The organism is Allobosea sp. FW305-C-101 (assembly GCF_058783685.1).
In genome coordinates, this window is the sequence record NZ_JBYSYT010000003.1 from 384,426 (window position 1) to 411,144 (window position 26,719).

A 26,719-nucleotide genomic window follows, 5' to 3' on the forward strand; every position below is an offset into this window, starting at 1 on the left:
TCATGTCACGACTTGGCCCCTTTCCCTGTCTTGCCCCGTACGGCCCTGCGCCGCCCGGCCGGAGTTCCCTCCCATGAGCAACGCCGTCGTCACGCGCTTTGCGCCCTCGCCCACCGGTTTCCTCCATATCGGCGGAGCCCGGACCGCGCTGTTCAACTGGCTCTATGCCCGCCGGCAAGGCGGCAAGATGCTGCTGCGCATCGAGGATACCGACCGGGAACGTTCGACCGATGCCGCCATCGCCGCGATTCTCGACGGGCTGGAATGGCTCGGCCTCGATTGGGACGGCCAGACCGTCTACCAGTTCCAGCGCGCCGCCCGGCACCGCGAGGTCGCCGAGCAGATGCTAGCCGCCGGCAAGGCTTATCACTGCTACGCGTCTCAAGCCGAGCTCGAGGAGATGCGCGAGAAGGCGCGCGCCGAGGGCAAGCCGCTGCGCTATGACGGGCGCTGGCGCGACCGCGACCCGGCGACCGCGCCGGAAGGCGTGAAGCCGGTCATCCGCCTCAAGGCGCCGCAGACCGGCGAGACCGTGGTCAATGACGAGGTCCAGGGCCGCGTCGTCTGGCAGAACGAGAATCTCGACGATCTCGTGCTGCTGCGCTCGGACGGCACGCCGACCTATATGCTCGCCGTCGTCGTCGACGACCACGACATGGGCGTGACCCATATCATCCGCGGCGACGACCACCTGACCAACGCTGCCCGCCAGACGCAGATCTACGACGCGCTGGGCTGGGACGTGCCGAGCATGTCGCATATCCCGCTGATCCACGGCGCGGACGGCGCCAAGCTCTCGAAGCGCCATGGCGCGCTCGGCATCGATGCCTATCGCTCGATGGGCTACCTGCCGGCGGCGCTGCGCAACTATCTGGTGCGGCTGGGCTGGAGCCATGGCGACCAGGAGGTCTTCTCCACGCAGGAGATGATCGACGCTTTCAAGCTGTCCTCGATCGGCCGCTCGCCGGCGCGCTTCGACTACGCCAAGCTGGAGAACCTCAACGGGCTCTACATGCGCCAGTCGAGCGACCAGGACCTGCTCGATGCGCTCAAGGTCATCCTGCCGGAGATCGGGCCGGCGCGCGGGCTCGGCGCCACGCTCTCGCCGGAGCTGGAAGCGAAGTTCCTCGCCGCCATGCCCGGCCTCAAGGAGCGCGCCAAGACGCTGATCGAACTGCTCGACAGCGCCTTCTATCTCTATGCCCAGCGCCCGCTCCAGCTCGACGACAAGGCCAAGGGCCTGCTCGACGAAGCCGCCCGCCAGCGCCTGCCGAAGATCGCGGAAAAGCTCGCCGCCGTCGATGACTGGGCGCCGGCCCCGCTGGAAGCGGCGGTTCGCGCCTATGTCGAGGAAAGCGGGTTGAAGCTCGGCCAGGCGGCGCAGCCGCTGCGCGCCGCGCTGACCGGCCGTGCGATGTCGCCGGGCCTGTTCGACGTCATGGCCGTTCTCGGCCGCGAGGAGACGCTGGCGCGGCTCGCCGATCAGGCCGCCTGAGCAGGCGCGAACAAGACCCCCTTGTCATTCCGGGGCTTCGCGTAGCGAAGAACCCGGAATCCACGACTGGGTGAACGCCAGCAACCCGGCATCAGGCGCCTCGTCCAGTCGTGGGTTCCGGGTTCGCGCCTTTGGCGCGCCCCGGAATGACAAGCCGGTGGCGCGAGGCCGCCGGGTTCGCCGCGACGGCGCTTTCAATCACCCCAAGTCCAAGAAAATCGCAGGGCCGGAAGCGCCTTCGTCGGGCGTGAACCACCCGCTCGCGCAGATATGAGCGCAGCGCGGCTCCAACCGCCTTTTGGCTCGGTTGAATGCACTGCGCAAATGGTCTAGTGACGCGCAAGTGCATTGCAGCGCGCCAGCGCGGCGGGCACGAATATTGCTTGTAAATCAGTCACATGGACCGCCTCTTCCCGTCTCCTTTCGACATGTGCCCGTCACATCGCGGCCTTCGGATGCGAGATGCCCGGCGCGAAAGCGCGGAGAGGCGAAACCAGGGCTGAACAGCAGCGAGCCTTGAAAGGATCGGTATCGATGAGCGGAAGTAACAGCCAGCTCCAGGTCGGCGACAAGACCGTCGACATGGCGATCAAGGAGGGGTCGGTCGGCCCCGCCGTCATCGACATCGCCAAGCTCTACGCCCAAACGGGCATGTTCACCTACGATCCCGGCTTCACCTCGACGGCGAGCTGCGAGTCGCAGATCACCTATATCGACGGCGACAAGGGCATCCTGCTTTATCGCGGCTTCCCGATCGATCAGCTCGCCGAGCATGGCGACTTCCTCGAGACCTGCTACCTGCTGCTCTACGGGGAGCTGCCGACGGCCGCCCAGAAGGCCGATTTCGACTATCGCATCACGCGCCACACCATGGTGCACGAGCAGATGGCCCGCTTCTTCCAGGGCTTCCGCCGCGACGCGCACCCGATGGCGGTGATGGTCGCCTCGATCGGCGCGATGTCGGCCTTCTATCACGACTCGACCGACATCTCGGACCCGCACCAGCGCATGATCGCCTCGATGCGCATGATCGCGAAGGTGCCGACGCTGGCCGCGATGGCCTACAAGTACTCGGTCGGTCAGCCCTTCGTGTACCCGCTGAACTCGCTGGACTACACCTCGAACTTCCTGCGCATGTGCTTCGCGGTGCCGGCCGAGGAGTACAAGGTCAATCCCGTCCTGTCGCGCGCGCTCGACCGCATCTTCATCCTGCATGCCGACCACGAGCAGAACGCCTCGACCTCGACGGTCCGCCTCGCCGGTTCCTCGGGCGCCAATCCCTTCGCCTGCATCGCGGCCGGCACCGCCTGCCTCTGGGGCCCCGCCCATGGCGGCGCCAACGAGGCCGCGCTCAAGATGCTCGAGGAGATCGGCTCGGTCGAGAACATCCCGAAATACATCGCCAAGGCGAAGGACAAGAACGATCCGTTCCGCCTGATGGGCTTCGGCCACCGGGTTTACAAGAACTACGACCCGCGCGCCAAGATCATGCAGAAGACCACGCATGAGGTGCTGAACGAGCTCGGCATCAAGGACGATCCGCTGCTCGACGTTGCGGTCGAGCTGGAGCGCATCGCGCTCTCGGACGAGTACTTCATCGAGAAGAAGCTCTACCCGAACATCGACTTCTATTCGGGCATCACGCTCAAGGCGATGGGCTTCCCGACCTCGATGTTCACGGTGCTCTTCGCCGTCGCCCGCACGGTCGGCTGGATCGCGCAGTGGAAGGAAATGATCGAGGACCCGTCCCAGCGGATCGGCCGCCCGCGTCAGCTCTATACCGGCTCGCCGCAGCGCGACTACACCCCGATCGGCCGCCGCTGATCCCGGCAAAAGCGCGAATACCTGCAAGGGCGCGGTGGTCTCCACCGCGCCCTTATTGTTTCAGATGATTGATCAATGCAGCGCGAGTGATCCGCAGGCGCGTCCGGTTAAAATCGCATCATCCAACGGAGATCCGTTCATGACCGAAAGCCGCTTCCTCGACCGCCGCTCCTTCCTGATCGCAGCCGGCGCCGCCGGCTTCGCGAGCACGCAGGCGCGGGCGCAGGCCGCTTTCCCTACCCGGCCGATCACGCTGATCGTCCCCTTCGCCGCCGGCGGCTCGACCGATATCGTCGCCCGCCTCGTCGGACAGAAGATGGGCGAAATCCTCGGCCAGAGCGTGGTGATCGAGAACCGGGCCGGCGCCGGCGGCAATATCGGCTCCACCGCCGTCGCCCGTGCGCAAGCTGACGGCTACACGCTGCTGCTCGGCACCATCTCGACCCATGCCCTGAACCCGGCGATCCTGAAGACGGTGACCTTCGACGCGGTGAAGGACTTCACCCCGATCTCCCTGCTCGCGATCGTGCCGAACGTCATGGTCGTGCATCCGGACTTCCCGGCCAAGACGGTCAAGGAGGTGATCGAGGTGCTGAAGGCCAATCCCGGCAAGTACTCCTATGCCTCCTCCGGCGTCGGCACGCCGCTGCATCTCTCGGGCGAATTGTTCAAGTCGCTCGGCGGCGTGCAGATGAACCATGTGCCCTATCGCGGCGCGGGGCCTGCCCTGAACGATGTGGTCGCCGGCGCGGTGCCGATCATGTTCGACAACCTGCCCTCCTCGGCCGGCTTCATCCGGAACGGCCAGCTGCGCGCGATCGGCGTCACCACGAAGGAACGCGTCGCCTCCTTCCCGGATTTGCCGACGATCGCCGAGGGCGGCCTTGCCGGCTACGAGACCTATACCTGGAACGCGCTGTTCGGCCCGGCCAACATGCCCCGCCCGATCGTCGACAGGATCAACCAGGCCGCCAACCAGGCCCTGAAGGACGTGAACGTCAAGAAGAAGCTCAACGACGTCAGCGCCGATATCGTCGGCTCGACGCCGGAGCAGCTCGGCGAGCACGTCAAGGTCGAGCTCGCCAAATGGGCGCCGATCGCCAAGGCCTCGGGCGCCGTCGTCGAGTAAGCCGGCTCAGGCTTGCGTCGCCTCGCGGCCGCTCCGCGAGGCGACCAGCTCAAGAGCCGCTTCCACGGCATTGGCGGCCGGGCTCGGCCCGGCCGAACGCATGATCGTCTCGACCTCGGCGAAACCGTCGAGCTGCTCGCGGCGCTTCTCGCCTTCCGCTATCGCGGCAAGCAGATGGCCGCTCAGCGCATCGGCGGTCGCCTCTTCCTGGATGAATTCGGGGACGACGCTGCGGCCGAGAATGAGGTTGGGCAGGATCACGCTCGGCAGCTTGACGAGGCGCCGCGCCAGGAAGGCCTCCCAACCAGCACCACGATAGGCAGCGACGGTCGGAATCTGCGAGAGAGCAAGTTCCAGCGTCACGGTCCCCGAGGCCGCCAGCGCGGCGCGGGCCTCCCGGAACGCCGTGAGCTTGGCAGCCTCACCCGTCACGATCTCAGGTGCGACCGGCCAACGCGCAGTCGCCTCCGCGATCATGGGCTGGAGCCGCTGCACCGCCGGCAGCACGAAACGCGCGCCCGGCACCGCTGCTGCGGCCTTCGCGACCGCCTCGCCGAAAACCGGCATCAGATGGTGGATCTCGGAACGCCGGCTGCCGGGCAGGACGAGCACGACCGGCTGCCCGGCGTTGCCGCGTCGGCGCTGCTCCTCCGCAACGGGGCGCATCTCGGCGAGACGTTCCATCAGCGGGTGGCCGACATAGACGGTCTCGGGGCCGTGCAGGCGCGCGAGCGCAGCGGGTTCGAAAGGCAGCAGCGCGAGGATGCGATCGACATGCGGTGCCATCCGTCGCGCCCGGCCGGAGCGCCAGGCCCAGACGCTGGGGCAGACCCAGTGCACGATCGGGATGGAGGGCGCCCGCGCCCTCACCTTCTTCGCGACACGCAGACAGAAATCCGGGCTGTCGATCGTCAGCAGCAGGTCGGGCTGGAACGCGACGATACCACGCGCCGCATCCTCCATCCGCCGCAGCAGCAAAGGCAGGCGCGCGATCACCGGGCCGAAGCCCATCACGGCGATATCGGCCTGCGGAAAGAGCGATTTGAGCCCGGCCTCCGGCAGGCCGTGATCGCCCACGCCGCAGAGCTCGATCGTGCGATCGCCCATGCGCTCGCGTAGAGTAGCGAGGAAGCGCAAGGCCAGGGCATCGCCCGAAGCCTCACCCGCGATGATCGCCAGCCGGAAGGGCCGCATCAGGCAAAGCCCTCGACGAAGAGGCCGAGCTGGTCCGCCTGCCGACCCAGCGCCGCCCGGTCACCGACCAGCACCGCGCCGGCACGGACGCCGATACCGGAAAGCCCGGCCTCGGCGATGTTCCGCAAGGTGTCCGGCCCGATGGCCGGCATGTCGACGCGCAGATCCTGCCCGGTCTTCGGGACCTTGACTAGGAAACCGTCGCCCTTCCCGATCTTGAGCCGCCCCCGTGCCACCAGATCGGCCACCCGGCGGATCATCGCATCCGTGCCTTCGGCGGCCTCGATCGCGACGACGCGATGATCGGCGAGGATCGCGGCCTGTCCGACATCGAAAGGCGAGAGCGTCGCCAGCAAGGCGAAGCCGCGCTCGAGCTCGGCCCTCTGTTCGGGATTGACCTGCTTGCGGCCGAGCGCCCCCTGCGGTGCGGTCATCTCCGGCGCGATATCCGCCGGGCCGTGGACGCGAAACCCCTGCATTTCAAAAAAGCGCACCACGCCGCGCAGCAGATGGTCGTCCCCGCCCTGAAAAGCCTTGGCGAAATGCGGCAGGTATTTCAGCGTCGAGACTTCAGGGCGCAGCGAGCCGAAGCTTGGCCGCGGCAGAGCGCCCAGCATGACGACATCGGCGATGCCCCGACGACGCAGCTCTTCGAGCAGGCTGCCGAGCTGGCCGAGGCGATAGGTTCTAACCTCCGCGGAATCACCGAACGCTGCCGGATCAGCCGCGCCAGCGAGCGCCGCGATGTACGGGCGCTCGCCACGAGCCTCGAGGATACCGGCAAGCTGTGGCGGGAAGTCGCCACCACCCGCGATCATCACGAGCGGCCCGCGCGGGGCGGCTGCGTCGGCCGGACGGCCGGAGTTCACCGCTCCGCGACGGTGGCGTCCCGCGGCGTGCAGAGCGCCTTGTCGCCGCCTTCCCTGATGAAATTCAGGATCTCATGAACCAGAGGATCCTCGCTGAACTCGGCCGCGACATCCTCGACACGCTCGGTCAAGGTTCCCTCGGCCGCGAAAAGCGACCGATAGGCACGGCGCAGCTCGTGGATCTGCTCGCGCGTGAAGCCGCGCCGCTTGAGGCCGATGAGATTCAACCCGACAAGATGGGCGGGGTTGTCACGAATGGTACCGAACGGAATGACATCGCTCAGCACACCGGCTCCACCGCCGATGAAGGCGTGATCGCCGATACGGATGAACTGCTGCAAGCCCGCGCCGCCGCCGACGATGACGTAGTTCCCGATCGTGACATGACCGGCGCACATCACGTTGTTCGAGAAGATGATGTTGTTGCCGAGGCGGCTATCGTGGCCGACATGCGAATTGGCGAGGAAAAAGCAGCGATCCCCCACGCTGGTGATCATGCCGCCGCCTTCGGTGCCCGGATTCATCGTGACACCCTCGCGGATCTGACAATCGGCTCCGATCGTCAGCGTCGAGGGCTCGCCGCGATACTTCACGTCCTGCGGCGGGTGGCCGATCGAGGCGAAGGGGAAGATCCGCGTACGGGCACCGATGGTGGTACGGCCGGCGACGACAGCATGGCTGACGAGCTCGACACCCTCGCCGAGCACGACATCGGGGCCGACCTGGCAAAACGGCCCGATCGTCACGCCCGCACCGAGCTGGGCCTTCGGGTCGACCAGCGACATGGGATGGATGGATACGCTCATCGAGACGCTGCCCTGATCCTGAACCATCGCAACGCTCAAACGACCATCGCCGAGATCTCGGCTTCGGCCACGAGCACGCCATCGACGCGCGCCTCGCCACGGTAGAAGAAGATATTGCGCTTGCGGGCGAGCTTGGTGAGGTGGAAGCGGATCTGATCACCCGGCGTGACGGGCTTGCGGAACTTCGCCTTGTCGATCGTGGTGAAGAGGACGGACTTGACCTCCTGCGCCCCGACCTCGCGGGCATTCACGACCAGCACGCCGGCCGTCTGGGCCATCGCCTCGATCATCAGGACGCCCGGGAACACCGGCCGCTCAGGGAAATGGCCGGTGAACTGCGGCTCGTTGACCGTCACGTTCTTGATGCCGACGCCAGACGTATCGCCATCGATCTCGACGACCCGGTCCACCAGCAAAAACGGGTAACGATGGGGAATGCTGGCCATGATCCTCTGGATGTCGATCACACCCAGTGCCGTCGTCGCCTCGCTCATGGTCTGTCTTCTCCCGCGTGCCTTCGCCGGGCAGCGCCTTGCATTCACGTCAGCGGCCGGAAGCAGGCAACGCCCCTGCAACCCGCCACGATTTCAAAGCCTTCCGCCGCTTTGCCGGAAACGGAGCGGGTTCGGCAACAAAATTCTCGGCATTCGCGGTAGAAAGAACCTATCCAGCGTTGAAAACGCTGGATCAACCCTGCGCTGCGCCGGTCTTCTTGCCGCGATTGGCGACCAGCGTCTTGAGCAGCGCCGTCTCGCGCGCCCAGCCGAGCGCGGGCTGGGCCGGATAGCCGCCATAGCGTGCGCCGCGCGGAACATCGCCGGCCACACCGCTCTGCGCCGCAATCTGAGCGCCGACGCCGATGGTGAGATGGCCTGCAAGGCCGACCTGGCCGCCGAGAACCACGAAATCCTCAAGCGTCGAGGAACCCGCCAACCCCGTCTGCGCGCAGATCACGCAATGGCGCCCGATGACGCAGTTATGGCCGATCTGGACGAGGTTATCGATCTTGGTGCCCTCGCCGATCACCGTGTCGCGGCTGGCACCACGGTCGATGGTGCTGTTGGCGCCGATCTCGACATCGTCCTGGATGATGACGCGGCCGATCTGCGGCACCTTCATGTGCCCCTTCGGGCTCATCGCGAAGCCGAAACCGTCCTGCCCGATCCGCGCACCGGGGTGGACGATGACGCGATTGCCGATCAGGGAGGCCTGGATCGTGCTGCCCGCGCCGATCGAGCAATTGCGCCCGATCCGAACCTGCGGACCGATCACCGCATGCGACGCGATCACGGTGCCAGCTCCGATCTCGGCACCCGGGCCGATCACGGCGCCCGGATCAACGGTCACGCCCGCTTCGAGAACGGCGGTGGCATGGACGATCGCGCCAGGCGCGACGCCCTGCGAGGCGAAAACCGATTCAGGCTTCAGCGCGCTCGGGAAGCAGCGCGCCATCACCTTCGCGAAGGCGTGGTAGGGCGCCGGCGAGACCAGAGCCACCGTACCGGCCGGCACGCGATCAGCGAAGCGCGGCGAAACCAGGCACAGGCCCGCCTTGGTCGCAGCCAGCGCCTCGGTGTATTTGGGATTGTCCATATAGGCGAGATCGGCCGGGCCGGCCGTCTCGAGAGCGGCGACGCCATCGAGCTTGCGGGTCGGTTCGACGCCGTCCGGCAAGGCTCCGCCTGAAATGCTTGCGACCTCGCCGAAGTCCAGCGAGGTCGCGAAGGGAAAGAAAACTGGCTCTGCCATGATCCGGTCCGAAGCGGGCAGGATCGCCACGCGCCCTGGCGGACACGAAAACGGCGATCGTCCTTGTTATCGCATCGGGCTCTCCCGAAAAGTGGAAACCACTTTTCGGGCCGATGCTACGCCCCGCTTACATCAGAAGCGGGTGCCGCCCGAGAACCGGAAGGCCTGAAGACGGTCGCCGCCATACTTGCCGACGAGACCGGTCTGCGGATTGATGCCGATCTGGCCCTCGTCCTTGGTCAGGGCGTAGGCGTAGTCGAAGCGGATCGGGCCAAGCGGCGACTGCCAGAGCAAGCTGACACCCACCGACGAGCGCAGGATGTTCTTGTCGCGGATACAGCCGATGCTCGACTGCGCACCGCCGGTCACGACATTGTACTGGCGCGCCTCGGAGCCGGCCGGGCAGGCATAAGCCACCGACTTCGAGCCGCCGTCATAGTTGAACAGCGTGCCGGCATCGGCGAAGACCGCGCCGCGCAGGCCGAGGTCACGCGGCAGGCCAAAGATCGGGAACTGCACCTCGACGGTGCCGCCGAAATAGGTCGTACCGCCGACCGCGTTCGCCGTCGGGTCGTTCAGCACGTCGCGCGGACCGATGCCGGAGGGCGCGAAACCACGCACCAGCGACGGTCCGAGGAAGTAGTGATCGACCATGCGCAGATTGCCGCTGGTCGCCTGGACGTGACCGCCCTGGACGCGCAGGAAGCCGACGACATCGTCGAAAATCTCGCGGTAGTAGCGGGCATCGGCCGAGATACGCATGAACTTCGAGTCGCCGCCGAGGCCGGCGAATTCCGGCTTCAGCTCAGCCGTGAAGCCGTTGCGCGGGTTCTGGACGCTGTCGAGCGAGTTGTAGTTGAAGTTCAGGCCGACGAGCGAGGTCAGGGTCGAGCCCTGGGCCTCCTTGACCGCCACCGTCGCCTCGCCGTTGGTCACGCAGTTAAACGGGGTCGCCGCCGTGGCGCCTGTCGGCGTGATGCCCGGGATCGGGAAGGTACAGTCGTTATAGGGCCGGTTGGGCTCGTTCGGGATGTCGATCTCGGTCGTGTAGAGCGAGTAGCGCGGCGTGATCGAGAATTCTTCCGTGATCGGGAAGGTGAAGCGCACCTGACCACCCGTCACGCGGCTCTCAAAGCGGCCGGTGTTGTAGTTGTCGTTGAACTTCGAGAACAGGTCGATACCCGCAGCCACGCGATAGCCCAGAAAATAGGGCTCGGTGAACGAGAAATCGACGCCTTGCGTTCTCTCGCCGAGCGTGCCGGCGATGCGAACGAACTGGCCACGGCCGAGGAAGTTCGACTCCGACAGCGAGATTTCGCCGATGACACCGTCCGAGGTCGAGTAACCGCCGGCGATCGAGAACGAGCCGGTGGCCTTGTCCTCGACGTCGATATTGACGACCACGCGGTCCGGAGCGGAGCCCGGCTCGTTGGTGATGCGGACCTTGTTGAAGAAGCCAAGGTTGTTCAGGCGCCGCTCGGCGCGATCGACCATGACCTTGTTGTAGGCATCGCCCTCGCCGAGGTCGAGCTCGCGGCGCACGACATAGTCGCGGGTACGGGTGTTGCCGCGCACGTTGATGCGCTCGACATAGACCCGCGGGCCTTCGTCGACGACATAGGTGATGCCGATCTGGCGGCCGGAAGCGTCACGATCACCGCGCGGGCGAACCTGGGCGAAGGCATGGCCGCGGCGCGCGACTTCCGTCGTGAGCGCGACCAGCGACTTCTCGACCGCTTCGGCGTTGTAGGTATCACCCGTCGAGGTCGCAACGTAACGCTGCAGGGCAGCGGCATCGACATCGCGCAGCGAGGAATCGACCGAGACATTGCCGACCTGGTAGCGCGGACCTTCCTGGATCTGAATATCGACGACCCAGCCACCAGCCGCCTCGTCGAAGCGAGCCGCGCTATTGGTGATCTGGAAATCGGCGTAGCCGTTCTTCAGGTAGAATCGGCGGATGAGGTCCATGTCGGAATTGATACGATCGGGATCATAGACGTCGGAGGTCTTGATCCAGCTCAGGAAATTCGATTCCGTCGAGGTCATCAACCCGCGCAGGCGCCCGGCCGAATAGGCCTCGTTGCCGCTGAAGTTGATCGACTTGATGCCGGTCTTGCTGCTCTCGTTGACGGTGAAGACGACGTCCTGGCGGCCGTTCGGCAGCGGCGCGACACGGGCGCTGACCGAGGACAGGCCGTAGCCTGCGCGCTTATAGGCTTCACGCAGACGCTCAGCATCGGAGTCCATCAGCGCCTGGCTGACCGGGCCGCCGGCGCGCGACTGCACGATCTGGGCGAGCTGCTCGCTCTTCAGCTTGCGGTTACCCTCGAACGCGACGCGATTGACCGCGCCGCCCTGCTCCTGGACCGAGACGACGATCTGCGAGCCACGGCGGTTGACCTGCACGTTGCTGAACAGACCGGTCGCCAGCAGGCTCTCGCGGATCTCCTGCGGGCTCTCCCGGCCGACCGCGTAGGAGCGGATCGTTTCCGCATCCACACGCCGGTTGCCGTGGACGACCACGCCCTGCGCGAAAGCCACACCACCACTCACGGCCAGCATCAAAGCCGAAAGTCCGATCGATCGAGAGAGCCGCGTCTTGGTCGTCCGGCTCTTTTGGGTCGACGTCATCGGGTCGCCTATTCCATCTCTCTGGTCACCACCCCAAACGGGGACCGCCATCAACCGATGGCAGCACGGGGACATTGCGGTTCAATCGCTTCTACAAAGTTTCCGGCAGGGTGCAAACCGCGATCATCGTTAATAAAGTGTTTTTAGGAATCTCGTTGCCGGAGGGCCACGCAGCGTGCCGTTTTTCCGCCGCAAAGTGCGGCGCCGCGGGCGGTTTCAGAGCATCCCGCGAACGTGGACGATGTCGTTCCAGGTCACGAACAGCATCAACATCAGCACGAGCGCAAGGCCGACCCGGAAACCGATTTCCTGCGCGCGCGGGCTCAGAGGCCGACCACGGAGCGCCTCATAGAGATAGAACAGCAGGTGACCGCCATCGAGCATGGGAACCGGCACCAGATTCATCAGGCCGATCGAGACCGAGAGGATCGCGGCGAGATTGATCAGCCCGAGCAGCCCGCCATTCGAGGCGACGATGCCCGAGACCTGCGCGATCCGAATCGGGCCCGAGAGCTGGTCGGTGGACTCGCGCCCCGTCACCAGCTTCGCGATGTAGTCATAGGTCCGCGTCACGACGAACCAGGTCTCGACGAAGCCGGCCTTGGTGGATTCGAGCAGTCCGAATCGTTGCGTCTGCCAGTCTTCCGGCCGCGGCGAGGCCTTCACGCCGATCACGCCGATGCGCTGGATGCCGAGCTGGGTCTTCATCTCGGTGAGCGCAGGCGTCACCGGCAGGGTCACCGTCCCGCCGTCACGCTCGACTTGGACCTCGAGGCGCTCGTCGGGCCGGGTCGAGACGATGCGCTGCATGTCCGAGAAGCTGGTGACCCTCTGACCGTCGATGGCGATCACGATATCGCCCGCCTTCAGGCCGGCCTTCTCTGCCGCGCTGCCCGCGACGACGGCATCGACGCGCGGGATCAGCACCTGCTTGCCGAAGAAGAAGGCCGAGCCGGCGAAGATCAGGATCGCCAGCAGGAAATTCGCGATCGGGCCGGCGGCAACGATCGCCGCCCGCTCGCCGAGGGACTGCGCCGGGAAGGAGCGCGCGCGCTCCTGTGCCGACATCCGGTTGACCGCAGCATCGTCAGGGGCGCTGGCGGCGTCGGCATCACCGGAAAACTTGACGTAGCCGCCGAGTGGAATCAGCGCGAAGCGCCAGCGCGTGCCATGCCGGTCGTTGAAGCCGAAGAGTTCGCGGCCGAAGCCGATCGAGAAGGTCTTGACGTCGACCCCGCACCAGCGGCCGACCAGGAAATGCCCGAGCTCGTGGACGAAGACGACGATGGTGAGAACGAACAGGAACGGCAGCAGATAGCCGAGCACGAATTGCCCGGCATTCCAGAGCGACGCTGCGAATTCCATGAAACTATTCCCCCAAGGGTCCTAGACCATCGCGCGTCCTATCGGACGCGATCACGATGATCTAGCTGATTGGTGCTGCATCGGATTTGTCCGAAAAGTGGATTCCACTTTTCGGTCCGATGCAATGTCGGCCTTTAGGTGACAGTGAACCGTGCTTGCGACAAGAGCGAGGCAGTCCGCCGTCTCGAATCGTGGTCAATGGCGAGCGCCTCCGCGACATCGCCCGGAGCTTGCGATCCGGCGGGAGACGTTGCGCAGACCGCCTCCACCAAGGCCGCGATATCGGGAAAGCGGAGCCGGCCTTCGAGAAAGGCAGCGACCGCGACCTCGTTGGCGGCGTTGAGCACGGCAGGCATCGCCCCGCCTTCCCGCAAGGCGGCCATTGCAAGGCTGAGCGCCGGAAAACGGACGAGATCGGGCCGCTCGAAGCTGAGCGGCGCCGCCAGGGCGAGATCGAGGAAGCGTGGCGGCGGCGCGTCGAGGCGGCCGTCGATGCCGAGGCAATGCGCGGCGGCGACCCGCATGTCCGGCACCGCCATGCCGGCGCTGACCGAGCCGTCGCGGAAGGTCACCAGGCCATGGACGATCTGCTGGGGATGGACGAGCACGTCGAGCTGGTCCGGCTGCAGATCGAACAGGAAGCGGGCCTCGATCAGCTCCAGCCCCTTGTTCATCATGCTGGCGGAATCGATCGTGATCTTGGCGCCCATCGCATAATTCGGGTGCTTCAGCGCCTGATCGGGCGTCGCCGCGGCGATGCGCTCGGCGCTCCAGGTCCGGAACGGGCCGCCCGAGGCCGTCAATGTCATGCTGCGGACCGATGAGAGCGGCTCCGTGCCGAGCACCTGAAACAGGGCGTTGTGCTCGGAATCGAGCGGCAGCAAACGGACGCCGACCTCGGCCGCGCGCGCCATCACCGCAGCGCCGGCGCAGACCAGGCTTTCCTTGTTGGCGAGCGCGATCATGCGCCCGGCCTGCAGCGCGGCAAAGGTCGCCTCCAGCCCGGCCGCGCCGGAAATCGCGCTGACCACGATATCGGCCGGGCGGTCGACGGCTTCCAGCACGGCGGAACGCCCTGTCCCGCACGCGATCCCCGTGCCGGAGAGCGCCTGTTTCAGCGCCTCGCCGCCTGTGGCGTCGGCCAAGGCGGCGAAGGATGCGCCGGTCTCGATCGCGGTGCGGGCGAGCGCCTCAGCATCCCGGCCGCCGACAACCGTCGTGATCGACAGGCGCTCAGGATTCTCGGCGACGATGTCGCGGACCGAACGTCCGACGGAGCCGGTCGCTCCCAGAAGCGTGACGCTGCGCAGGGGCATCGGGATCAGACGTTGAGATGCAGGGCGAAGAGCGCGAAGCCGGCGAGCACCAGCACTGCCCAGTAGCCGTCGAGCCGGTCGAGAAAGCCGCCATGGCCGGGGATGAGCTTGCTCGAATCCTTGGCGTCGAAACGGCGCTTGAGCGAGGATTCGAACAGATCGCCCGCCTGACTGACGATCGAGCCTGCGAGCGAAGCGGCGACGACCGGTCCGGCTGCCGTCACGCCCTGTAGCGCCGGCATCAAGCGCCAGACGAGATAGCCGCCGACCATGCCCGCGACGGCGCCGCCGATCGCACCCGACCAGGTCTTCTTCGGGCTCACCGCCGGCATCAGCTTCGGCCCGCCGAGCTTGCGGCCGGTGAAATAGGCAGCGATGTCGGTAAGCCAGACGACCGCGAAGCTCCACAGGATCAGGGCGAGGCCGATCGCCGGAAGATCGCGCAAGGCCGGCGTGACCAGCGCGAAGGCCAGCGCATAGGCGACGCCACAGAGCTCCAGCGCCAGGCGCGAGCGCACGAAGGGCGTGGCGAGCGCGCCGAGAAGGGCTGCCGCCGCCGCCGTACCCGCGAGCGCGGCTGGGCTTGCCGGGGAATAGGTCAGCGCGAGACCGGCGACGACCACGCCGATGCCGGCGGGGATCGCATTGCCCCGCCCGACGATCGCGAGCCATTCATAGGCGACGAGGCCGGCGACGAGAATCCAGACCAGCCGAAACGGCCAGCCGCCCCAGAGCGTGACCAGCAGGATCAGCGCGCCGAGCACCAGCGCGGAGGCGACCCTGAGCCTCAGCTCGGAGTTCGCGCGTGGCGCGGAGGGTGACGGCGCATTCACGCGACGCCCACGCTGCGGTCGGAGGGCGTGGACAGTCCGCCGAAGCGGCGATCGCGCTGGCGGTACTGGGCGAGCGCGTCCTCGAAGGCGGCCCGGTCGAAATCAGGCCACATCACCGGGGCGAAGATGAACTCGGCATAGGCCGCCTGCCAGAGCAGGAAATTCGAGATGCGGGTCTCGCCCGAAGTCCGGATGACCAGCTCGGGATCGGGAATGTCGTGGGTGTCGAGCTGGCCGGCGATCGCGGCCTCGTCGATCGCGGCTGGGTCGATCCGCCCTGCCACGGCCTCCGCCGCCAGCCGGCGCGTCGCGCGGATGATCTCGTCGCGGGAGCCGTAATTGAAGGCGATCACCAGCACGAGGCCGGTATTATCGCGCGTGCTGGCCTCGGCATGCTCGACGAGGCGGCGCAGGTCGGCCGCCAGATCGTCGCGGCTGCCGATGATCCGCACCCGGACATTGGCGGCCGAGAGTTCGGCAAGGTCCTTCTCGACGAAATGCTTGAGCAGCCCCATCAGGAAGGAGACTTCCGCATAGGGGCGGCGCCAGTTCTCGGTCGAGAAGCTGTAGAGCGTCAGATAGCGGAGGCCGAGATCGCTGGCATTGCGGACCGTGCGGCGCAGCGCCTCCAGCCCGCGACGATGGCCCTCCTGCCGCGGCAGCCCGCGCATCTGCGCCCAGCGCCCATTGCCGTCCATGATGATGGCGACATGAGCCGGGTTGGACGGGCCTGCGTCGCGCTGACCGGATGACATGCGGATGAGCCTCGCTCGGCTTCGGCCGAAGGGGCGCGGGAGATCTCCCGCGCGGGAAATCAGACGTGCAGGATTTCCTTTTCCTTCGCCGCGAGCGCCTGGTCGATCTCGGCGATGTGCTGGTCGGTCGCCTTCTGGACGAGGTCGGAATTGCGCGCGGCGTCGTCCTTGGTCATGTCGCTGTCCTTCTCCAGCTTTTTGACCACGTCGATGCCGTCGCGGCGGACATGGCGCACGGAGATCTTGGCCTCCTCGGCATATTTATGCGCGACCTTGACCATCTCCTTGCGGCGCTGCTCGTTCAGCTCGGGGATGCGGATGCGCAGGACCTGGCCTTCCGTCTGCGGGTTGAGGCCGAGATCGGACTCGCGCACCGCCTTGTCGACGGCGTTGACCATCGAGCGGTCCCAGACCTGGACGCTGAGCAGGCGCGGCTCCGGCACGCTGACCGTTGCGAGCTGGCTCAGCGGGGTGCGGGCGCCATAGGCCTCGACCATGATCGGGTCGAGCATGTTGGCGGAGGCGCGGCCGGAGCGCAGCGAGGCGAGATCGCTCTTGAAGGACTGCACCGCACCGGCCATGCGGCGCTTGATGTCGGCGAGGTCGAACGTCGTCTGGGCCATTTCAATCGGGACCTTGCAGGTAATTCAAAATCGGCGCGACCATGGCGGCGAGGCCGCGCAGGGTCAAGATTGACATCCTCGAACAGCATTTTCCCCCGCGATGAGCAAGGGAAAAGCGTCGATGCGGGCAGCTCATGGCCGGTTGGCAGCGCAACCCGCTAGCCCGCGGCATTCCGGATGCCCATCTCACCCTAGAGACCGGCCCGCCCGTCGGCCAGCACCGCCCGCACGAAACCACGGAGAAAAGACGTGCCTCGCCTCAACCGCATCGTCGAGACCGCGCTCTATGTCGACGATCTCGACCGCGCCCGCATCTTCTACGAGGACAAGCTCGGCCTCGCGCCGCTGCTCAAGACGAAGACGCTCTTCGCCTATGATGTCGGCGGATCGAACGTGCTGCTGCTGTTCCAGCGTGGTGCCTCGCTGCAGACGCAAGCCTCGGCGGGAGGCAGCATCCCGCCCCATGACGGCAGCGGGCCGCTCCACATCGCCTTTGCGATCGATGCCGATGAACTCCCGGCCTGGGAGGCCAGGCTGGAGGAACTCGGCATCGCCGTGGAAGGGCGCATGCAATGGGAGCGCGGCAGCACGAGCCTCTATTTCCGCGATCCGGACGGGCATCTGCTCGAACTGGCGACGCCCCGCCTGTGGCAGACCTACTGAGACTGGCGCCTCAGGGCGTGACGTAGGTCGCCCTGCCCTCGCCGCGCAGGACAGCCGCCAGCATGCCGGGCTCGGCGATCGAGAAGACGACGATGGTCAGGCTCGCATCGCGGGCGAGCGCGAAGGCGGCGGTGTCCATCACCTTGAGATCGCGCTTGATCGCATCCTCATGGGTCAGCGTGTCGTAGCGGGTCGCGGTCGGGTCCTTCTTGGGATCGGCGCTGTAGACGCCGTCGACCTGCGTCGCCTTGAGGAGATGGCTGCAGCCGAGTTCGGCCGCGCGCAGCGCAGCGCCGGTGTCCGTGGTGAAATAGGGGTTGCCGGTACCGCCGCCGAGGATGACGACCTTGCCGTTGCTGAGATGGTCGAGCGCGCGCTTGCGGGCATAGCTCTCGCAGAGCGAGGGCATCGGCACGGCCGACATGGCGCGCGCCGGAGCGCCGGCCGCCTCGATCGCATGCTCCAGCGCCAGCGCGTTCATCACCGTGCCGAGCATGCCGATCGAATCGGCGGTGGTGCGGTCGAGACCCTTGTTCAGGCCCTGGACACCGCGGAAGAAGTTGCCGCCGCCGACGACGATGCCGATCTCGACGCCCTCGCGAGAGGCATGGGCGATATCGGCGGCCAGCGCCGTCAGCGTGATGCCGTCGAGGCCGTTTCCGACAGGCCCCGCAAGGGCTTCGCCGGAGAGCTTCACGAGAACGCGTTGGGGTCTCATCGATGTCTCTCCGTCGTGTTGGGGGCCGGCCGCGATTCGACGCAGCCCTATCTTCCTACAAAAAAGGCCGCGCGATGCGCGGCCTTTCTGTCACTTGATACAGAGCTTGTCAGCCCGTGGTGCCGCCAGCGGCAGCGACCTCGGCCGCGAAGTCCTGCTCTTCCTTCTCGATGCCCTCGCCGAGCGCGAAGCGGGCGAAGCCCGTGAGCTTCACGGGAGTGCCGACCTTGCCCTCGATCTCCTTGAGGACCTGCGAGACCGACTTCGAGCCGTCATGGATATAGGCCTGCTCGAGCAGGCAATATTCCTTGGCGTAGCTCTTCAGGCCGCTCTCGGTGATCTTGGCAAGGACGTGCTCGGGCTTGCCGGCGTTCTTCTCGGCCAGGATCGCCTTCTCGCGCTCCAGCACTTCCGGGGCGACCGAGGCGAGGTCGAGCGCGACCGGGTTGGTCGCGGCGACATGCATGGCGAGCTGACGGCCGAGCGCGGCGAGCTCATCCGACTTGGCCGTCGACTCGAGCGCGACGATGACGCCGATCTTGCCGAGGCCCTCGGTGATCGCACCGTGGACATAGGAGCCGATTACGCCCGAGGAGACCTTGAGCGAGGAAACGCGGCGCAGCGTCATGTTCTCGCCGATGGTGGCGATGGCGTTGGCGATCGCGTCCTGCACCGAGCCGCCGCCCGGATAGTGATGGCCGAGCAGTGCCTCGACATCGCCGCCGCGCTCCAGCGCGACATCGGCGATGGTCTTGGCGAGCGCCTGGAACTCGGGGTTGCGCGCGACGAAGTCGGTCTCGGAGTTGACCTCGACGACGACGCCCTCGTTGCCCTGCACGGTGACGGCGACGAGGCCCTCGGCGGCGACGCGGCCGGCCTTTTTGGCGGCCTTCGACAGGCCCTTGGCGCGCAGCCAGTCGACGGCGGCTTCCATGTTGCCGTCGGTCGCCGAGAGGGCGGTCTTACAATCCATCATGCCCGCGCCGGTCTTGTCGCGGAGTTCCTTCACCATCGCGGCGGTGATCGCTGCCATCTGTCTTGTCCTTGCTGTCGGTGCGGCGCTGGCCCGGAGGCCGGCCACGGATCGGAATGATGCGGACGCCTGCATGGGGAAACGCCGACGCTCCGTTTCCGGCCGTCGGCGCGTCCTCTTAACGTTTCAAAGCCGGCGTCAATCGAGAGGCCCGATTGCGACGCGCCGATGACGCGCCACAACCGCTAACCGAATTACGCGTCGGCGAGATCGCGAGCCTGGGCGACCCAGCCCTCGCGCTCGATCTTGCCACCGAGCTTCAGGTCGTGGTCGATCTTGGTCACATCGGCCGGGGTCATCGCAGCGATCTGCCAGAAGTGGTAGATGCCGCCGTCGTTCAGCTTCTGGACCGCATCCGGACCCATGCCCGAGAGCTTGGTCAGGTCGTCCGGAGCGCCACGCGGGGTGGTCAGCGTCTCGAAGGCGCCCGAAACGGTCTCGAGAGCCTCCTCGACGACCGGTGCCTCGGCGGCACCGACATCGATGCCCTGGTCGCCCGAGGCGCGGCCGATGCCGTCGATCGCCGAGCGCGCAACCAGATCGCAGTACAGAGCGATGGCGCGGCCGGCGTCGTCATTGGCCGGAACCGGGAAGGTGATGCCATCCGGATCGCTGTTCGAATCGATGATCGCGGCGACCGGGATGCCGAGGCGCTGAGCCTCCTTGATCGCCAGCTGCTCCTTGTTGGTGTCGATCACGAAGATCATGTCCGGCGTGCCGCCCATGTCCTTGATGCCGCCCAGAGCCTTCTCGAGCTTGTCGCGCTCACGCGACAGCATCAGGCGCTCCTTCTTGGTCAGGCCGGTGCCGCCGCCGTTGAGCAGCTCGTCGACCTTGCGCAGGCGCTGGATCGAAGCCGAGATGGTCTTCCAGTTGGTCAGCATGCCGCCGAGCCAGCGGGAATTGACATAGTACTGGGCCGAACGCTTGGCGGCATCGGCGATGGCATCCTGCGCCTGGCGCTTGGTGCCGACGAAGAGGACGCGGCCGCCGCGGGCGACGGTGTCAGACACGGCCTGCAGGGCGCGGTGCAGCATCGGCACCGACTGCGACAGGTCGAGGATGTGGATGTTGTTGCGGACGCCGAAGATGTACGGGGACATCTTGGGGTTCCAGCGGTGCGACTGGTGGCCGAAATGGGCGCCGGCCTCGAGGAGCTGGCGCATGGAGAAATCAGGCAGAGCCATTGTGTTCTAGTCCTTCCGGTTGAACCTCTGGAGCGCGAATGAACAGGGCATGAGCTGCCACGTCACCGGAACGCCTCGGGATAGCGAGGCGATGCACTCCATGTGGGATGGGCTGCGCCTTACAGGGGATGGCGCCGCATTGCAAGCCGCTTGGGCCGGGAAAGCCGGGAGCGCGGCATGATGAGGCCCATGCGGATACCGCATGGGCCCATCCACAGGCATCCGCCGGCAAGAGCGCCGGGGGCTCGCCTTACTGCGGCAGCTTGGCGCCGATCTGCTTCACGACATCGCCGATCTGCTTGCAATAGGCGGCCGGCGTGCTGTTCGTCGCCTTGGCGATCGCCTCGATGTTCTGCTCCATGCCCATGGCCGAGATCGTGCCCTTGCGGCCGGCGGCCTCGGCGGCGTCTCCGCCGCTGACATCGGCCGGCACCGGGATCATCGCGATCAGCTTCTTCTGGACATCGGCCGCAGCCGCGTCGGTGAAGCCCTTGTCGGCGCAATAGCCGAGAATGCCGAGCTGATTGCGGGCGGCCTGATAGGCGACCTTGAGCTGGTCGGCCTGGCTCTGCGCGAAGGACGGGGCCACGGAGCCCAAAAATGCAACCGCGGAGGCGGCCATCAACGACTTATAAAAGGTCATGGGGAATATCCTCAGGCTATCATGTTCTCAAGCATGCCAAGATGCTCGCCCACCCGCCGCCACCTGCCTAGCGCGTGGAACCGGGCCGAACAACCCGGATCGCCCCGTCAGGACGGCGGTCGGAGACCGGATTCGGCGTGATCCTCGACCTGAGAACGATCTTCGTCACCGGTGCGCTGACCTGCTTCATCATCGGCGTGCTGCAATTGATGACCTTTGCCACCGGCCGCTTCACCCGCAGCCCGGTCTGGTGGGGCGTCAGCAGCCTGTGCATCGGCAGCGGCCTGCTCGGCGCGGCTTTCCGCGGCACGATTCCCGACATCGTCTCGATCGAGTTCGCCAACACCATCATGCTGGCCGGCTGCCTGCTGCTGCTTTTCGGCATCCGCAATTTCGCCGGCCGCGAGCTCAACTGGTTCGGTTTCGGGGTGGTGCTCCTCGGCATCTGGACCCTGCTCGCGCTCTCGCCCGGAACAGAGGGCTATTCGACGCGCGTCATGGTCGTGGCGACGGTGATGGCGCTCTGCGATGCCGCCATCGTCCGCGAAGCCGTTCGGCTCGGCCGGCAGGAAAGGTTGCGCTCGGCCTGGCTGCTGGCGATCCTGTTCGCGCCGACGGTGGTGATCTATGCCGGACGCATCACGCTGGCGGCGCTGGACCAGATCGGCACGACGTTGTTCCCGGCCGATTCGGGAGCGACAGGTTGGCTCGCCGCGACAGGCGTCGCCTTCGTCATCCTGAGAGGCCAGGCGCTGCTGCTGCTCGCGGCCGAGCGCAGCAACCGCATTCTGGCGACGCTCGCCCGCCGCGATCCGCTGACCGGGGCGATGAACCGCTCCGGCCTCGAACAGTGGCTGGCGCGACAGTCGCGTGGAGAGCAACGGGCCGCGCTCCTGCTCATCGACATCGATCATTTCAAGCAGCTCAACGACACGCTGGGCCATGCCACCGGAGACCGCATCCTGCGCGTCTTCGCCGGCACCGTGCAGGAGCAATTGCGCAGCACCGACATCCTGGCCCGGCAGGGTGGCGACGAATTCGCCATCATCCTGCCCGATGTCGGAGTCCGGGAAGCGGTGCGGGTGGCCGAGCGGCTGCGCGGCGCCTTCCGCGACAAGGTCGCCGATCTCGCCGAAATCGGGTTGCAGCCGACGCTCAGCATCGGAGTGGCCGAGGTCGAGCTCGGCGGGCGCGAGCTCGACGACCTGCTGGTCGAGGCCGATGAGGCGCTCTACCGCGCCAAGCGGCTCGGGCGCGACCGCGTCCAGGCGCAGCTCAAGCCGGCGGCCTGAAGCCGGGCTCAGGTCTCAGAGCGTCAGGGTCGCGGCGCTGACACGCTTGATCCCGGCCGCCGCCATCTCGGCCCAGGCCCGGTCGAGCGAGCCGTCGAGATCGATAGCGCGGCAGGCATCCTCGACCACGATGGTCTCGAAGCCGGTGCGGGCGGCATCCTGCGCCGTCCAGCTCACGCAGAAATCCGTCGCGAGCCCGGCCACAACGACGCGCGTAAAGCCGCGCTCGCGCAGATAGCCTTCCAATCCCGTCCACGTCTGGCGATCGGCCTCGATGAAGCCGGAATAGCTGTCGATGCCCTGGCGAAAGCCCTTGCGGATCACCGCCTCGGCATGGGGCAGGTCGAGCCCGGCATGAAAGCCGGCTCCGACCGTGCCCTGCACGCAATGATCCGGCCAGAGCACCTGCGAACCATAGGCCAACTCGATCGTCTCGAAGGGCTTCCTGCCGGGATGGCTGGAAGCGAAGGAGGCGTGGCCGGCCGGGTGCCAGTCCTGCGTCAGCACGACATGGCGGAAGCGGCGCCCGAGCGCGTTGACGACGGGCACGACCGCATCGCCGTCCGGCACGGCGAGGCTGCCGCCCGGACAGAAATCGTTCTGGACGTCGACGGCGAGCAGCACGGTCCGGTCGTCGGCCATTGATGCGCTCCTATTGCAGCCTGACATCGACCACGCCGGGCGCGGCCCGCACGGCATTGGCGATCTGCTGGTTGACCGGGAACTTGCCGGGCAGCTCGATCTCGACCTCCTGCGCGCCGTCGTCGATGATCATGATGATCGAGACCTTGCCCTCGGCGCGCGTCGCCTCGCGCGGGCGGATGCGCTCGGCAACCGAGGCCACCGCCTTGTCGTCACGCAGATAGACGACGAGATCCTGCTTCTGGCGCGCGGCGAGCCCGTCGAGCTCCTCGGCATCCTCGATGCGCGGACGCACCTCTTCGCCGTCGAGCACGGCCGACAGGCGCAGCACGAGCGCCCTGCCCGGCTCCAGCAGGTCACGCAATTTCATCAGCCCTTCCGAGAACAGCACCGCTTCGAACTGGCCGCTCGGATCGGACAGGTTGACGATGCCCATCTTGGAGCCGGACTTGGTGCGCCGCTCCGACTTGTCGATGACGGAAACCGCGACCTTGCCGACGCCGGTGCCGTTGACGCGCACGGTCTGGGCGAAATCAGCATAGCGCTGCACGCGCAGACGCTTCAGCACATGCTCGTAATCGTCGAGCGGGTGGCCGGAGAGGAAGAAGCCGACCGCCTCATGCTCGCGCCTGAGCTTCTCGGCCGGCGCCCAGGGCTCGACCTGCGGAATGCGGAAGGCCTCCTGCACCACACCGCCACCGAGCAGGTCTAACTGGCCCGCAGCCGCCTCGTCGCGGGTGCGGTTGGACAAGGCCAGCATGCCGTCGAGCGCCGCGACAGCCCGTGCGCGATCCGCTTCCAACTCGTCGAGCGCGCCCGCAGCAATGAGCGCCTCCAGCGTGCGGCGGTTGACCAGCCTTGTGTCGATCCGGCGGGCGAGATCGGCGAGGTCCCGGAACGGTCCGTTGGCCTGCCGCGCCGCCACCAGCGATTCCACCGCCGCCGTGCCGACGCCCTTGATGGCGCCGAGCGCGTAGAAGATCTTGCCATCGGCCACGTCGAACTCGACGCCGGATTGGTTGATCGCCGGCCGCTCGACCTTGATGCCGAGCCGCTCGGCATCGCGGCGGAATTCCGAGAGCTTGTCGGTATTGCCCATGTCGAGCGTCATCGACGCGGCCAGGAACTCGACCGGGTAATTCGCCTTGAGATAGGCGGTCTGGAAGGCGACGATGGCATAGGCCGCCGCGTGGCTCTTGTTGAAGCCGTAATCGGCGAATTTCGCCAACAGGTCGAAAATCTCGGAGGCGATGTCCTTCTTGATGCCGCCATCCACGGCGCCCTTCACGAAGCGGTCGCGCTGGGCGTCCATCTCCGCCTTGATCTTCTTGCCCATGGCGCGGCGCAGCAGGTCCGCTTCGCCGAGCGAATAGCCCGAGAGCGCCTGCGCCACCTGCATCACCTGTTCCTGGTAGACGATGATGCCGTGGGTCTCGCGCAGATAGGGCTCCATGCCGGGATGGAGATAGGTCGGCTCTTCGAGTCCGAGCTTGCGGCGGCAATAGGTTGGGATGTTGTCCATCGGGCCCGGCCGGTAAAGCGCCACCAGCGCGATCAGGTCCTCGATCCGGTCGGCCTTCATCTCGACCAGCGCCTTGCGCATGCCGACCGATTCCACCTGGAACACGCCGACCGTCTCGCCGCGGGCCAGCATGGCGTAGGTGGTCGGATCGTCGAAGGGCAGATCGGCGAGATCGATGTCGATGTCGCGCTGTTTGATCAGCCTCACTGCCGTGGTCAGTGTGGTCAGCGTCTTCAGGCCGAGGAAGTCGAACTTCACCAGTCCGGCCTGCTCGACCCATTTCATGTTGAACTGGGTGACGCGCATGCCGGTGCGCGCGTCGACCGAGAGCGCGACGAGCTGCTCCAGCGGCCGGTCGCCGATCACGACGCCTGCGGCGTGGGTCGAAGCATGGCGGTGAAGCCCTTCCAGCTTCTGGCCAATTTCGAGCAGACGCGCGACGATCGGCTCCTCCTCGGCGGCCTGCTGCAGCTTGGGCTCGCCCTCGATCGCATCCTTCAGCGAAATCGGCTTGGCCGGGTTCTGCGGCACGAGCTTGGTCAGCTTGTCGACCTGGCCATAGGGCATTTCGAGCACGCGGCCGACGTCGCGCAGCACGCCGCGGGCAAGCAGCGTACCGAAGGTGATGATCTGTGCGACGCGCTCCTGTCCGTAATGGTGCTTCACATAGTCGATAACCTCTTCACGCCGGTTCTGGCAGAAGTCGATATCGAAGTCGGGCATCGAGACGCGGTCCGGGTTGAGGAAGCGCTCGAAGAGCAGGCCGAAGCGCAGCGGATCGACATCGGTGATCGTCAGCGCATAGGCGACGAGCGAGCCCGCGCCCGAGCCGCGGCCCGGCCCGACCGGGATGTCGTGGTTCTTCGCCCATTTGATGAAGTCCGCGACGATTAGGAAGTAACCCGGGAACTGCATCCGGGTGATGATCGAGAGCTCGAAATCGAGCCGCTTCTCGTAATCCTCGACCGTGAAGCCCTCGGCCGGGCCATGCTTGGCAAGCCGCGCGGCAAGGCCGGCGCGCGCCTGCTCCTGAAGCTCCTCTGCCTCGTCGCGTCCCTCCTCACCGAAGCGCGGCAGGATCGGCTTGCGGGTGGTGACGCGCCAATGACAGCGCATCGCGATCTCGACCGTGTTCGCCAGCGCCTCCGGCAGGTCGGCGAAGCGCTTCTTCATCTCGGCGCGCGAGGCGAAATAATGCTCCGGCGTGACGCGGCGGCGCGTGCCATCCGAGACGAGGCGTCCCTCGGCCACGGCGAGCAGCGCGTCATGCGCGTCGAAATCGGCGGGCTTGGCGAAGAAGGGCTCGTTGGTCGCGACGACGGGTAAGTCGGAATCATAGGCGAGGCGCAGGAGATGGGCCTCCCGCGCCGCCTCGCCCTCGCCGCCATGGCGCTGGATCTCGACATAGAGCCGGTCGCCATAGATGCCGGCGAGCGTCGAAAGGCGCGAGGCGGCCTGCGGGAGCTGGCCGAGGCGCAGGGCGACATCGATCGGCCCGCCCTGCCCGCCGGTCAGCGCGATCAGCCCGCTATTATAGGCGGCGAGGCGCTCGACCGTGGTCACCGGCTGGCCGGAGCCGCCGGTCGCCAATGCCGCCTCGCTGACGAGCTTCATCAGGTTGCCGTAGCCGGCCTCGTCCATGGCGAGCAGGACGATATGCGGCAGGCGCTGGAGCTGCACCGGCTTGCGGCCGCCCTCGCCCTCATCGGCGAAATCGACAGAGAGCTGCACGCCGACGATCGGCTGCAGGCCTGAACCGGCGAGCTTCTCGGAGAATTCGAGGCCGCCGAAGAGATTGTCGGTGTCGGTCAGCGCCAGGGCCGGCTGGCCGTCGGCCACCGCCAGTTTGGCGAGCGTCGCGATCGTCATCGCGCCTTCGAGCAGCGAATAGCTCGAATGGACATGCAGGTGGACGAAGCCGATCTCCTGGAGAACGCGCGCCTCGTCAGATTCCCGACTCATGTCCCACTCCTGTCGCCGCGCGGGCGACTCGTCGACCCTGTCTTCAAGCGCCTCTTATGCGTCCTGGGCGGGGCCGGCGTCGAGGCCTTGCAGGCCCATCTGTGGATGGCTCCTGCCGTCCTCAGACATGCGGGCCGGAGAGGATGGCGGCCCAGAGCCAGATCATGCCGAGGAAGACGCCGAGCGAGGCGATCTCGGCAAGGCCGGCGGCGAATTTACGCGCTGCAGTCATGGGAACCTCCTGTGTTCGCGATAAGTTCAGTTTAGTTCTCTTTTTGTTCTCGTCAATGTCGATAGGGAAGCGGGCAGCGCGTTCCCGGCATGGAGGTTAATGAAACCCTACCAGCACTCAGATTCAGGTGCCGCGATCAGTGTCGCTGCTTCGGGATTTCCGCATCCGTCGGTCGAGGCGCGTTCAAGACATGGATGCTTGCCACAAGGGCGAGCATGACCCGGCATTGTTCT

At 66.6% G+C, this 26,719-nt stretch carries 22 protein-coding genes; 5 read left to right on the top strand and 17 right to left on the bottom strand.

The annotated features are described in order from the left end of the window. Nucleotides 1-73: 73 nt before the first annotated feature. From gltX to AC3WMA_RS16560, 3 genes are all read left to right on the top strand, one after another. Nucleotides 74-1,495 (top strand): glutamate--tRNA ligase, encoded by a 1,422-nt coding sequence (gene gltX, locus AC3WMA_RS16550; protein WP_492286463.1) that lies wholly within the window; start codon nt 74-76, stop codon nt 1,493-1,495. A 534-nt stretch (nt 1,496-2,029) separates the two neighbouring features. After that, nucleotides 2,030-3,319, top strand: coding sequence for a citrate synthase (gene gltA / locus AC3WMA_RS16555; protein ID WP_492286464.1), 1,290 nt, complete (start codon nt 2,030-2,032; stop codon nt 3,317-3,319). Between the two features lie 139 nt (nt 3,320-3,458). Further along, nucleotides 3,459-4,448: a Bug family tripartite tricarboxylate transporter substrate binding protein gene (locus AC3WMA_RS16560; RefSeq protein WP_492286465.1), complete on the top strand. Its 990-nt coding sequence runs from the start codon at nt 3,459-3,461 to the stop codon at nt 4,446-4,448. A 6-nt stretch (nt 4,449-4,454) separates the two neighbouring features. Here AC3WMA_RS16560 and lpxB read toward each other — a convergent pair whose 3' ends face one another. The 11 genes from lpxB to frr form a co-directional block, all read right to left on the bottom strand. Then, the gene (lpxB, locus tag AC3WMA_RS16565; protein WP_492286466.1) at nt 4,455-5,642 is read right to left on the bottom strand and encodes a lipid-A-disaccharide synthase; all 1,188 of its coding nucleotides are present in this window, start codon (nt 5,640-5,642) and stop codon (nt 4,455-4,457) included. Then, nucleotides 5,642-6,511, bottom strand: coding sequence for an LpxI family protein (locus tag AC3WMA_RS16570; protein WP_492286467.1), 870 nt, complete (start codon nt 6,509-6,511; stop codon nt 5,642-5,644). Before AC3WMA_RS16570 ends, lpxB begins: the two co-directional genes overlap by 1 nt. Further along, nucleotides 6,508-7,317 (bottom strand): acyl-ACP--UDP-N-acetylglucosamine O-acyltransferase, encoded by an 810-nt coding sequence (lpxA, locus tag AC3WMA_RS16575; protein ID WP_492286468.1) that lies wholly within the window; start codon nt 7,315-7,317, stop codon nt 6,508-6,510. Before lpxA ends, AC3WMA_RS16570 begins: the two co-directional genes overlap by 4 nt. Before the next feature lie 35 nt (nt 7,318-7,352). Further along, a complete protein-coding gene (fabZ, locus tag AC3WMA_RS16580; RefSeq protein ID WP_492286469.1) occupies nt 7,353-7,811 on the bottom strand; it encodes a 3-hydroxyacyl-ACP dehydratase FabZ in 459 nt (152 codons plus the stop codon). A 193-nt stretch (nt 7,812-8,004) separates the two neighbouring features. Then, entirely contained in the window at nt 8,005-9,066 is a 1,062-nt protein-coding gene (gene lpxD / locus AC3WMA_RS16585) for a UDP-3-O-(3-hydroxymyristoyl)glucosamine N-acyltransferase (RefSeq protein ID WP_492286470.1), read from the bottom strand. Between the two features lie 132 nt (nt 9,067-9,198). Further along, entirely contained in the window at nt 9,199-11,700 is a 2,502-nt protein-coding gene (gene bamA, locus AC3WMA_RS16590) for an outer membrane protein assembly factor BamA (RefSeq protein WP_492286471.1), read from the bottom strand. A 216-nt stretch (nt 11,701-11,916) separates the two neighbouring features. Beyond that, nucleotides 11,917-13,065: an RIP metalloprotease RseP gene (rseP, locus tag AC3WMA_RS16595; RefSeq protein WP_492286472.1), complete on the bottom strand. Its 1,149-nt coding sequence runs from the start codon at nt 13,063-13,065 to the stop codon at nt 11,917-11,919. Nucleotides 13,066-13,199: 134 nt separating this feature from the next. Continuing rightward, nucleotides 13,200-14,381, bottom strand: coding sequence for a 1-deoxy-D-xylulose-5-phosphate reductoisomerase (dxr, locus tag AC3WMA_RS16600; protein ID WP_492286473.1), 1,182 nt, complete (start codon nt 14,379-14,381; stop codon nt 13,200-13,202). Between the two features lie 5 nt (nt 14,382-14,386). Further along, nucleotides 14,387-15,214 carry a phosphatidate cytidylyltransferase gene (locus AC3WMA_RS16605; RefSeq protein WP_492286474.1) on the bottom strand — a complete coding sequence of 276 codons (828 nt, stop codon included), beginning with the start codon at nt 15,212-15,214 and terminating at the stop codon, nt 14,387-14,389. Further along, nucleotides 15,211-15,969 (bottom strand): isoprenyl transferase, encoded by a 759-nt coding sequence (locus AC3WMA_RS16610; RefSeq protein WP_492286475.1) that lies wholly within the window; start codon nt 15,967-15,969, stop codon nt 15,211-15,213. The genes AC3WMA_RS16605 and AC3WMA_RS16610 overlap by 4 nt, the downstream gene beginning before the upstream one ends. Before the next feature lie 59 nt (nt 15,970-16,028). After that, nucleotides 16,029-16,592, bottom strand: coding sequence for a ribosome recycling factor (frr, locus tag AC3WMA_RS16615; protein WP_492286476.1), 564 nt, complete (start codon nt 16,590-16,592; stop codon nt 16,029-16,031). A 249-nt stretch (nt 16,593-16,841) separates the two neighbouring features. Between frr and AC3WMA_RS16620 the strand changes: the two genes are divergently transcribed. Then, nucleotides 16,842-17,255, top strand: a complete 414-nt coding sequence (locus AC3WMA_RS16620) for a VOC family protein (RefSeq protein ID WP_492286477.1) — start codon at nt 16,842-16,844, stop codon at nt 17,253-17,255. 10 nt (nt 17,256-17,265) lie between these two features. Here AC3WMA_RS16620 and pyrH read toward each other — a convergent pair whose 3' ends face one another. The 4 genes from pyrH to AC3WMA_RS16640 form a co-directional block, all read right to left on the bottom strand. Continuing rightward, nucleotides 17,266-17,973, bottom strand: coding sequence for a UMP kinase (pyrH, locus tag AC3WMA_RS16625; RefSeq protein ID WP_199085617.1), 708 nt, complete (start codon nt 17,971-17,973; stop codon nt 17,266-17,268). A 109-nt stretch (nt 17,974-18,082) separates the two neighbouring features. Beyond that, entirely contained in the window at nt 18,083-19,006 is a 924-nt protein-coding gene (tsf, locus tag AC3WMA_RS16630; protein ID WP_492286478.1) for a translation elongation factor Ts, read from the bottom strand. A 194-nt stretch (nt 19,007-19,200) separates the two neighbouring features. After that, nucleotides 19,201-20,193, bottom strand: a complete 993-nt coding sequence (locus AC3WMA_RS16635) for a 30S ribosomal protein S2 (RefSeq protein WP_492286479.1) — start codon at nt 20,191-20,193, stop codon at nt 19,201-19,203. Nucleotides 20,194-20,443: 250 nt separating this feature from the next. Next, a complete protein-coding gene (locus AC3WMA_RS16640) occupies nt 20,444-20,836 on the bottom strand; it encodes a pore-forming ESAT-6 family protein (RefSeq protein ID WP_492286480.1) in 393 nt (130 codons plus the stop codon). A 137-nt stretch (nt 20,837-20,973) separates the two neighbouring features. Here AC3WMA_RS16640 and AC3WMA_RS16645 point away from each other — a divergent pair, with 137 nt between their 5' ends. Next, entirely contained in the window at nt 20,974-22,128 is a 1,155-nt protein-coding gene (locus AC3WMA_RS16645; protein WP_492286481.1) for a GGDEF domain-containing protein, read from the top strand. A 15-nt stretch (nt 22,129-22,143) separates the two neighbouring features. Here AC3WMA_RS16645 and pncA read toward each other — a convergent pair whose 3' ends face one another. Together pncA and dnaE are read right to left on the bottom strand one after the other, a co-directional pair. Further along, a complete protein-coding gene (gene pncA / locus AC3WMA_RS16650) occupies nt 22,144-22,770 on the bottom strand; it encodes a bifunctional nicotinamidase/pyrazinamidase (protein WP_492286482.1) in 627 nt (208 codons plus the stop codon). A gap of 10 nt (nt 22,771-22,780) precedes the next feature. Next, on the bottom strand, nt 22,781-26,254 hold the full coding sequence (gene dnaE / locus AC3WMA_RS16655; RefSeq protein WP_492286483.1) for a DNA polymerase III subunit alpha: 3,474 nt from the start codon (nt 26,252-26,254) through the stop codon (nt 22,781-22,783). Between the last annotated feature and the right edge of the window lie 465 nt (nt 26,255-26,719).